We start from the raw sequence: 5,242 nt of genomic DNA on the forward strand, positions 1-5,242 counted from the left end.
GTGTTCGGTTTTTCCGTCACGTTCATGAAAGTGGTTGACGGGAAACTGGACCTGACCGATTCCTACGAAAGCGAATGGATCGGCAGCAAAGGGGATGCGAACCCGCCGGTCAAACTCGGCGGCGACGGCGATCCCGTGCTTGGTTTTGTTTTGCGGTCAAACCCTCGCGAAGTGACCGCGATGGGGTTGATGGCGCAGACGAAGAGAGTGTCGCCGCAAAAATGAAGATGGCCAGTCTGAGGGAACCAAGGTCGAACTTCCAAGGATGACAGGTTCGATCTCCGTTTTCCATCGCCCGATGATCTGAAAAATCCTCACCTTTCGGATGTTTCATCTGGATGAGTAAAACCGATTGATCTTTCGGCAGAGAATCTGCGTTCATCAAAGACGCGAAAACACATCTCTTTGTCTTTGAACCGCTCGCCACCGGCCCGGCAAATGCTCCTTATTCTCCCGACAAAAACCCCATGGGAGAACAAGTGATGTGGCAATACTCCATCTGTTTCATGGCGGCCGCGATTGTGGTGGCGGTGTTCGACTTGGACGGGATCAGAAGCATCGTCGCCCAGACCTGGCTGGCCCTGGCATTGATGATGGCGGTTTTCTCTGCGGTAATGAAATATGCCGGACAACATCTTCCGTATAAGCACGCGCGAATGGGGCCTCAGGGATTCGAACCCTGAACCAAGGGATTATGAGTCCCCTGCTCTAACCATTGAGCTAAGGCCCCGGAGCCTATTTTTATAGGCATTTTTGAACATCTGCCGTGATTTTCTAGAAAAACCACACCCGAGACAACACCCGAAAATCGCATTCGGGGGGCTTTCGGGCAGGAAGCCACGCGGGCACACCTTTATCATGACGACCCTGAAGAAATCTGGCAATCGATCAGGCGCATGTTGGAGAAAAATTGTCTCAATGCACAGGAAGTCCCATGCCTCGCCGACCCCGGCCTTTGGCCAACCGGAACAGAAACATCAGGGTTGGTGATGTGCTTGGATCGCTCTGCGAAAAATAGTTTGGGCTATTGTTGGGCGAACAATCAAACAAATGGTCTAACAAACAAAAAAACCTCGCAAATTCTTACGAATGAGAGGTTTATATAACTACCCGGCTAGGATTCGAACCTAGACAAAGAGTGCCAAAAACTCTTGTGCTACCGTTACACTACCGGGTAATAGTTCCTGTTGGTGACAATTGATCACCGGATGGATCGTGTGCTTCCATTAACTTAATGATCCGACTCCCTCGCGGCAAGCCGGGTCGGCGGCAAGTCGATTTTCCCAATCTCGGTGTTTGTGTCTTGCGCCTGCCTCTGGTACGATGCGATGGAACCGAATCCTCGGAAGACTCCGGAGGGGTCGTCATGTTTCGAGTCCGCACCGTTTTGTATCCCACTGATTTTTCAAGCTATTCCAACCACGCGTACCTCCATGCCGTCGCCCTCGCGGAAAACCTCGGGGCCGCCATCACCATTGTCTATGTTGCCACGCCCGACCAAGCGGGTCGGCTGGATTTTTGGAAAGGCCAATTGGAGCAGATCCGGCCGGCCAACCGCAACATCCCCGTCAGCCATGTGCTTTTGGAAGGCGATCCCGGCTCCGAAATTGTCCGTTTTGCCGACGAGACAGGCATTGAACTCATTGTCATGGGCACCCACGGGCGCACCGGCGTCGAACGCCTTCTGACGGGGAGCGTCGCGGAACAAGTTCTCCGGGGGGCGCCTTGCTCCGTGATGTGTGTCAAACTCCCCAAGGGACAACGGGAGCCGGATCGTCCCCTCATCGCGTCCGATCATTCTTCCTGAAAGCGCGGATCATCTTCCGATGGATCAACTCTGGGCTCCGTGGCGGCTCGCCTACGCCAAGTTGCAGGCACCCAAGCAGGACGACGAATGTTTCGTCTGCCGGGGTGTCCGCGAGACCGCCGACCGCGAGAATCTGATCGTGTTTCGGTCGGAACACTCGGTCGTGTGCCTCAACAAGTTCCCCTACAACAACGGCCACTTGCTCGTCTGTCCGAAGGCCCACAAGGGACAACTCGATGAATTGACCGAGGCCGAACTGCTCGACAGTCAGCTTGTGCTTCGCCGGATGATCGCCGTGTTGAAGACCGCCGTGAACCCGGATGGTTTCAACGTGGGGCTGAACCTCGGCAAAGCCGCCGGGGCCGGGGTGCCGGGCCATCTGCACTGGCACATTGTCCCCCGCTGGAACGGCGACACCAACTTCATGCCCATCTTCGCCGACGTGAAGGTCATCGTGCAATCACTTGATTCTCTGTGGGAATTGCTGACCAATCCGGGATAGAACAACGAGCGAGCCTTTCTGGCTCGTCTTCTCTGTCTTCCCCATTCTCTTCTCATTGCAAGTCGGATTGTGTTTCCCCGGCGGCCTCGTTATCTCACGAATTGGGGCAAGGCGTTTTTCGCCGGAGAGCGGAATGAATCGACGCACGCGAACATGGATCTTGGGCTGGTGTGTTCTCGGAGGCATCTGGCCCCTGTATGCCCAGGAAGGCGCCACGCCAAAACTCATCCTGCCGGATGAGACCGTTCCCGAAACCAAACCCCTCAAGCCTTCCCAACCAGCCATCTTGCCGGACGATCCGAATGGCAAAAGCCGATATTCGCCCGAACTCCTCAACCTGATTGATTCCGGACGCGATAATCCCGCGCCGCCCGAAACGCAGGAGGGCGTCGCGGATCCATACCGCAAACAACGGGTCTGGCTTCATTTTGATTATCTGCTTCAGCGGATCACCAACGGGCCGATTCGAGTTCCCGTGCTGACGTTGAATGGTAATCCGAACAGCATCGCGGCCTTGAACGAACCGGGGACCGGCGTGCTGGTCGGCGGCGGCAACCGCAATTTTGATTTTCGCGGGATGAACGGCCTGCGTCTGACCGCCGGAGGGTGGCTTGACTCGGAAGGCCGGTTCGGCGTCGAGGCCTCCGCTTTCCTTTTCTCGCCGAACACAACCGGGTATGTCGCCCAAGCAAGCGGTTTGGGGTCGGTGCTGGCGATTCCCGTGAACGCGATTACGCCTTTCCCCGGCAATCCGGCGGGGGAGACATCGTTGAATCCGGGGGGCGCTCCCTCTTCTGTCCGCATCAGCGGCAGCACGGAGTTGTGGGGCACGGAGGCAAACGCCCTCTTCGTTCCGAATCCCGGTGATGATCTGACGCTCGCCGTTCTGATGGGCGGACGGTACATGAACGTGCGGGAAAAATTTGAACTGACGGATGTGTTTTACGACACCAACAACGCCGGAACCGTCGCCGTGCGGGACTCCTTCGACACGCAAAACCACTTCGGCGGCGTTAACCTTGGCGGTCAGGCCCAATGGAACCTCGGACGCTGGCAGGCGTCCGTCACCGGGAAGGTGGCCCTCGGGGTTGTCCGGCAAACGCTAAACGTCCACGGGGACACGGTTGTCAACGGCTCGGCCTTCGGAATGGCGAATGCCGTGTTCCCCGGCGGGGTGTTCAGCCAGCCGAGCAACATTGGTTCGTCGTCGCAGGATCGTTTCGGCGTGCTGCCGGAGGCGAACTTTCGGCTGGCGTTTGCCATCACCCCGAATGTGCGGATCAACGTGGGATACGACGCCCTGTTTTTGAACTCTGTGTTGCGGCCCGGCAATCAAATCGACCGCAATGTGAACGTGAATCAAAGCGTGCTGTTCGGCGGCGGCGCTCCCGCCTCCCAACAACCCGGCCGGATGATGAACGACACCGGCTTGTGGATGCAAGGCCTGAGCTTCGGAGTCGGTTTCTCGTACTGACAGACCAATTTCCACGGAAGCATTACTTCCGGGGCTTCTCCAATTCCCGGCGAATGGCGGCCACGGTGATTTCGGTTCTCCGGGCGATGATCTTGCGGCCCCACTCGGCCGTTTTCTCGATCGGGGCGAGGTTAATGCCGTTGATCTGAAACTTCCCGGCCGTCATCCGCTCTTTCGCCCGCACGAGTGTCGGGTCGATGGCCGTCAGGGTGGCGGTTTGGATGAAGTCGTCGTGCAGGCCTTCGGGTTTCTGCTTGATTCCCTGTTTCTCCAGCCACGGATCGAGATCCTCGGAATAATATTCCTCGATGTAATGCACACGGGCGGGCTTCCCGGCCCATTTGGTGTTGAGCCGCTCCGCGACAGCTTTCATCCCTTTCTGGTTCCCGCCGCTGTCGCCGATCATCACAATCTCCGTAAAACCGTGCGTGCGAAAACTCTCGCAAATGTCCGTCAGCAGTCGCTCGAACGTTTTCTTGCGCACGCTGATGGTGCCGGGATAAAGCATATGGCCGCTCGGCGGTTCGATTTTCCCCTCCGGAACGAACGGCACGACCGGGGCGACCAGCGCGTTGCCGAGTTTTTTGGCGATCACCTCCGAAATTGTCCGGATTGCGTAATTGTGCTTCCCGGTGACCAGATACGGGCCGTTCTGTTCCACGCCGCCGGTCGGAATAATCACGGTGGTCTTGCCGGCCTTCAGGGCATCCCGGACTTCCACCCATGTCAACTCTTCAACAAACACGCCCTCGCGGGCCGGAATCGGACTCGGCGTATCCCGCCCGGCCGGTTTGACCGGGGTTTGGGCCGGCAGGGAAGTGATGATTGCCAGGGCGGGCAGCAAGACACGAAGCGGCGACATGGAAAACCTTTCAACCAAATGGATGAGGACGATTCTCCTGAACAGTAACCGATCACACGGTCCCGATCCACCATCGAGGTGCCCCCTCGCCAACAAAAAAGACCGTCGTTTCACCTGTTGCCTTGGTGAAACGACGGTCTTTTTATCGGAGAACTTTCCCCGGCGTCACGTCATCCCGGTCACAGAGGAGCCAAGACCGGAGCGTGGTTTCCGATGTTGACGTTGAGGGTTTCGACAGCCGTGCTGAAGAAATTCTTAGTGGTCGCCCCGGTGGTGCTGACCTTCGAGCCGGCCGACAGTTGGCCGCTGTTGGTCACGTCCCAGGCCTTGTAACTCAGCGTCGCCACCTGGGCCACCGACGAGTCCGCCGGCACGAACTTCAACACCGCCGACGCCGGCAGCAGCAGGGCGGTCGTCGGCGACACCCCGGAGAGGATCGCGAAATTCCCCAACCCCGTCCGGTCGTACAGCCACGTCCCCTTGCCCGACAGGCCGGTCACCGCGATCCCAAAGACTGCGCTCTCGGGACTGCTCACCGCCCCGGCCAGCAGGCCGCCGACACCCGCCGTCGCCGTGCCCGTCACGGTTTGCGACAGG

The 5,242-nt window shown here is 58.2% G+C and carries 7 protein-coding genes and 2 tRNA genes; 5 read left to right on the plus strand and 4 right to left on the minus strand.

The annotated features are described in order from the left end of the window. Both BGIM_RS0139550 and BGIM_RS60750 read left to right on the plus strand, forming a co-directional pair. Positions 1-225: hypothetical protein (locus BGIM_RS0139550; protein WP_029631582.1), on the plus strand; the 225-nt coding region annotated here is incomplete at its 5' end. Between the two features lie 257 nt (positions 226-482). Further along, a complete protein-coding gene (locus BGIM_RS60750) occupies positions 483-683 on the plus strand; it encodes a hypothetical protein (RefSeq protein ID WP_157369781.1) in 201 nt (66 codons plus the stop codon). On the opposite strand, the gene BGIM_RS0139560 is transcribed toward BGIM_RS60750, so the two are convergent. Together BGIM_RS0139560 and BGIM_RS0139565 are read right to left on the minus strand one after the other, a co-directional pair. Continuing rightward, positions 658-730 (minus strand) — tRNA-Ile (locus BGIM_RS0139560). The two genes, BGIM_RS60750 and BGIM_RS0139560, sit on opposite strands and share 26 nt — an antisense overlap. A 376-nt stretch (positions 731-1,106) precedes the next feature. Continuing rightward, a tRNA-Gln gene (locus BGIM_RS0139565) sits at positions 1,107-1,177 on the minus strand. A gap of 189 nt (positions 1,178-1,366) precedes the next feature. Here BGIM_RS0139565 and BGIM_RS0139570 point away from each other — a divergent pair. The 3 genes from BGIM_RS0139570 to BGIM_RS0139580 all read left to right on the plus strand — a co-directional run bounded on the left by BGIM_RS0139570 (position 1,367) and on the right by BGIM_RS0139580 (position 3,783). Then, positions 1,367-1,807, plus strand: a complete 441-nt coding sequence (locus BGIM_RS0139570; protein WP_020475136.1) for a universal stress protein — start codon at positions 1,367-1,369, stop codon at positions 1,805-1,807. 19 nt (positions 1,808-1,826) lie between these two features. Further along, positions 1,827-2,309, plus strand: a complete 483-nt coding sequence (locus tag BGIM_RS0139575; protein WP_020475137.1) for an HIT family protein — start codon at positions 1,827-1,829, stop codon at positions 2,307-2,309. Positions 2,310-2,442: 133 nt separating this feature from the next. Beyond that, on the plus strand, positions 2,443-3,783 hold the full coding sequence (locus tag BGIM_RS0139580; protein ID WP_020475138.1) for a BBP7 family outer membrane beta-barrel protein: 1,341 nt from the start codon (positions 2,443-2,445) through the stop codon (positions 3,781-3,783). A gap of 22 nt (positions 3,784-3,805) precedes the next feature. Here BGIM_RS0139580 and BGIM_RS0139585 read toward each other — a convergent pair whose 3' ends face one another. After that, on the minus strand, positions 3,806-4,645 hold the full coding sequence (locus BGIM_RS0139585; protein WP_020475139.1) for a creatininase family protein: 840 nt from the start codon (positions 4,643-4,645) through the stop codon (positions 3,806-3,808). Positions 4,646-4,824: 179 nt separating this feature from the next. After that, a partial coding sequence (locus BGIM_RS54895; RefSeq protein WP_040891688.1) for a hypothetical protein occupies positions 4,825-5,242 on the minus strand: 418 nt, incomplete at its 5' end.

Source organism: Zavarzinella formosa DSM 19928 (assembly GCF_000255705.1).
GTDB lineage: Bacteria > Planctomycetota > Planctomycetia > Gemmatales > Gemmataceae > Zavarzinella > Zavarzinella formosa.